The sequence below is a fragment of the Streptomyces sp. NP-1717 genome (genome assembly GCF_022695985.1).
In the GTDB taxonomy this organism is placed as follows: domain Bacteria; phylum Actinomycetota; class Actinomycetes; order Streptomycetales; family Streptomycetaceae; genus Streptomyces.
Map to the genome: position 1 here is coordinate 1 of NZ_JAAPBF010000378.1, position 3,713 is coordinate 3,713.

General features: G+C 73.2%; 5 protein-coding genes. 2 read left to right on the plus strand and 3 right to left on the minus strand.

Annotated elements, in window-relative coordinates; genetic code table 11:
* Positions 1 to 181: 181 nt before the first annotated feature.
* The 3 genes from GXP76_RS34540 to GXP76_RS34550 all read right to left on the minus strand — a co-directional run bounded on the left by GXP76_RS34540 (position 182) and on the right by GXP76_RS34550 (position 2,305).
* Entirely contained in the window at positions 182 to 1,084 is a 903-nt protein-coding gene (locus GXP76_RS34540) for a helix-turn-helix domain-containing protein (protein WP_242575567.1), read from the minus strand.
* A gap of 88 nt (positions 1,085 to 1,172) precedes the next feature.
* Entirely contained in the window at positions 1,173 to 1,970 is a 798-nt protein-coding gene (locus GXP76_RS34545) for a cation transporter (RefSeq protein ID WP_242575568.1), read from the minus strand.
* Positions 1,970 to 2,305: a helix-turn-helix transcriptional regulator gene (locus GXP76_RS34550; protein WP_242575569.1), complete on the minus strand. Its 336-nt coding sequence runs from the start codon at positions 2,303 to 2,305 to the stop codon at positions 1,970 to 1,972. Before GXP76_RS34550 ends, GXP76_RS34545 begins: the two co-directional genes overlap by 1 nt.
* Positions 2,306 to 2,610: 305 nt before the next feature.
* Between GXP76_RS34550 and GXP76_RS34555 the strand changes: the two genes are divergently transcribed.
* Both GXP76_RS34555 and GXP76_RS34560 read left to right on the plus strand, forming a co-directional pair.
* The gene (locus tag GXP76_RS34555) at positions 2,611 to 3,246 is read left to right on the plus strand and encodes a hypothetical protein (RefSeq protein ID WP_242575570.1); all 636 of its coding nucleotides are present in this window, start codon (positions 2,611 to 2,613) and stop codon (positions 3,244 to 3,246) included.
* Between the two features lie 78 nt (positions 3,247 to 3,324).
* Positions 3,325 to 3,713 (plus strand): copper resistance CopC family protein (locus tag GXP76_RS34560; RefSeq protein WP_242575571.1); only part of this gene is annotated, 389 nt, incomplete at its 3' end.

Here is a 3,713-nt window from a genome sequence, read left to right on the forward strand (position 1 = left end):
GTGTCCGCGAAGTAGCGCCGTCCGCCCGTAGGGCGGGGCCTGCGGCGTCTGGTGCGGTGCATCGCAAGGCGGAGGATCGGCGTTGTGGATGGACCTGCCGTACTCGGCCGGGTCCGACAACGCGGCGAGGTGCCGTGCCAGGCGTCGCGGGCCAGGCGGGACTTCGCGGACACGCCCTGGGTCAGCCGTCGCTGACGCGGCCGCTCTCCGGTCGCGACGGGGCGGCCGGAGCGGTGACCTGGGCGGTGGCCTGGGCGAGCAGGGACAGGGTCGTACGTGAGGGGGAGCCGGCCCTGGTGGTGGCGACCACGATGTTCGGGCCCGGCCCGAGGCCCAGGGTCTGCTGGGTGACGGTCAGCGTTCCGACGAGCGGGTGCCGCATCTCGTAGTCGGCGACATCGCAGGCCTTGACGCGGTGATCGGCCCACATCGAGGCGAAGTCCTCGCTCTTCGCGCTCAGTTCACCCACCAGCGCGTGCAGTGCGGAGTCCTCCGGGTACTGGCCCGCCACCATCCGCAGGTTTCCCACCACCGCCCTGGCCTTGCCGGGCCAGTGCGCGTACAGCTCGCGGGTGTGGGCGTCGAGGAACACCAGCCTGGCCATGTTGGGGCGTCGGCCCGGCAGGTCCGGGGCGCGGGGGTCGAGGTGTCCGGCGAACAACGCGTGGCCGAGCCCGTTCCACGCCAGGACGTCGGAGCGCCGGCCGACCACGATCGCGGGAACGTCCGCCAGCGCGTCCAGCAGTTGACCGGTCGCCCGCGTCACGCGCTCCGGTGCGGGTCGCCGGCCCCTGCCGCGCGGCTTGGCCGGCCGGGCCAGGTCGAGCAGATGAAGACGCTCGGACTCGTCCAGCCGCAGAGCGCGGGCGATCGCGTCCAGCACCTCCGGCGAGGCGTTCATCGAATGCCCCTGCTCCAGCCGGGTGTAGTACGAAGCACTCACCCCCGCCAGCAGCGCCAACTCCTCCCGCCGCAGCCCCGGAACCCGGCGGCGCTCCCCGTAGGTGGGCACCTCGGCTTCGTCGGGAGTGAGTTGGGAGCGCCGTGTCCGGAGAAACTCCCCGAGCCGCGATTTTCCGTTCATGGCTCCGAGTATGTGCGGCCCCGGAGAGCCCCGCCTCTCCCTGCCGGGGATAGGCACGGGCGGGAGCGGCTGTCCGCCGGACGCCGGATCAGCAGCCGCACCCCGGAGCGCAGCCGCGGGCATTCCCGGCCGCGTCCGGCCCCGCGTCCGGCCCCGCGTCCGGTGTGCCGCCACGTCCGGCATCCGGTCCCGCGTCCGGTGCGGTGTCCCGTACGGTGTCCGCCTTCAGGGTGCTCAGACCGCCCGGTGCGCAGCAGTTGTCGCCGCGCCATGCCTCGCGGCCCTCCTTGACCGCGATCGCGGCTATGACGAGCGCGGCGATCGGATCCGCCCAGGACCAGCCGAGACTGGCGTTGGCCACCAGACCCACCAGCAGCACGGCCGACAGATAGGTGCACAGCAGCGTCTGCTTCGAGTCGGCGACTGCCGAGGCCGAACCCAGCTCCCGGCCGGCCCGCCTCTGCGCGGCGGACAGGAACGGCATGATCGCCAGCGACAGGGCCGCCAGCATGATGCCCGGGACGGACGACCCGGCCTCGCCGCCGCCTGCCAGTGCCCGGACCGCGTCCACCGTCACAAAGGCCGCCAGGCCGAAGAACGACACCGCGATGATCCGCAACGCCTTCTTCTCACGCGCATCACGCACGGTGTGCTCACGGGCGGAGAACTGCCAGGCCACCGCCGCGGCCGAGGAGACCTCCACGAGGGAGTCCAGTCCGAAGCCCACCAGAGCGGAGGACGACGCCATGGCCCCCGCCGTGAGAGCGACGACCGCCTCGATCACGTTGTAGACCATCGTGGCCGCGACCAGCAGCCGTACGCGACGGGCCAGGGCCTCACGGCGGGCGGCGGTGGAGGCGGGGCCGAGCGATATCCCGGTGGCCATCAGCAGCAGCCCTTCTCCTCGGCGTCCGCGCAGGTGACGTCCTCCGCGACCGCCACGACGGCCGCGCGCAGGTCGTCGAGCGCGTGTCCCAGCCGCGGGTCGGCGAGTTCGTACCGGGTACGGCGCCCCTCGGGCACCGCCACGACCAGCCCGCAGTCACGCAGACACGCCAGATGGTTCGACAGGCGCGTGCGGGAAACGCCGATGGTGTCGGCCAGGTCGGACGGGTACGCGGGAGCCGCCCGCAGGGCGAGCAGCAACTGGCACCGGATCGGGTCGGCGAGGGCGCGGCCGAACCGTGCCAGCACCTCGATGTCGGACGCGAGATTCAGCACGGCCACGACGGTACACGGCATCCTGAATTCACGGAAGCGTGGACAATGGGTGGCTCCGTGCCGCCCCGTGCCGCCCCGTGCCTCTGTCGGCCCGTCGAGAGGCGACGCGGGGCAGACGGGTACGCTGCGCAGGAGCGAGGCACGCCCACGTCCGACCCGTGTGCCCGCGACGGCGATCAGACTCCTCCAGACCTTTCGAAAGCGCGGACGTCATGTCATCAACCAGCTCGCGGCGCGCGTCTCGCGCGGCTTTCGCGGTTGGTGGGACGCTGCGTGGACGGCGCGGGCTGCGTGAGTTGCGCGGAATGCGCGGGCTGCGTGGAGTCGCCGCCGGTGCGCTCGCGGTGCTCTGTGTACTGCTGCCGCTGGTGTGTCACGCGCTCTCGCAGGGCCACGCGCCCGGCTGGATGCTGCTCGCCACGATGGCGTGCCTGGGCTTGCCCGCGGCACTGTGCCTGACCGGATCCCGGCTCTCCGACAACCAGGTGCTCGCCGCCCTCGCGGCCGCCCAACTGGCCTACCACGTCGCGTACTCGCTGCCGGGTGCCTGCGCCGCCGTCACCGATCCCGCGGGCCTGCGCGGTCTGTTGGAGCACGGGCCCGCTGGGGGACCGCCGCCGGAAGTCCTCGTGGGCGGACAACTCGTCACGCTGCTGATCGCCGCGCGCCTGCTGGGCGTCACCGAGCGACTTGTGTGGCACGGCAAACCGGTACTCGCCGCGCTGCGGCGTCTCCTCCAGTTCGTCCGGCCGACGCGGCACGCCGGGCACGGCCCGCGTCCGGACTCACGCGCCCGTGAGGACTCGGTTCCTACCGCCGCCACGGTGATGGCCGGGCCGCAGGCGGGCCGGGCGCCGCCGCGTCGCCGGTCCGGGTCTCTCGTACCGGGCCTGTACTCGCTGACCGGGCCGATGCCCGCCGGCGGTCCCCGCATGTCCTGACGGACAGAGCCACGGGGCGGCCGGGCATCGCCGCCTCCGTCCCGGCCGAGCCGGGGACCTCCAGAGAGCAACCCCCTCATGCACGTTGTGAACCGGCGTGCCGCCCGCGTGGCGGCCCGCTGTCTCGTCGTACCCCTTGCCGCGCTACCGCTGTTGTTCGCCGCCCGGCCCGCGTCCGCCCACACCGAACTCGTCACCCGCAGTCCCGCCGAGGCCGCCTCCGAGAGCAGGCCCCCGCAGAGCGTCGAGCTGACCTTCAGTGACGAGATGACCTCGCGGTACGCCAAGGTCGCTCTCACGTCCCCGGACGGGGAGCAGGTCGCCGCCGGTGCGCCGCGCGTCGAGGGCAGGACCGTCACACTCCCGGTGAAGCCGGGCCTCCCGGCGGGCAGTTACACCGTCGGGTACCGGGTCGTCTCCGCCGACGGTCACCCCGTCGCCGGTTCGTACCGGTTCACCGTCGAGGG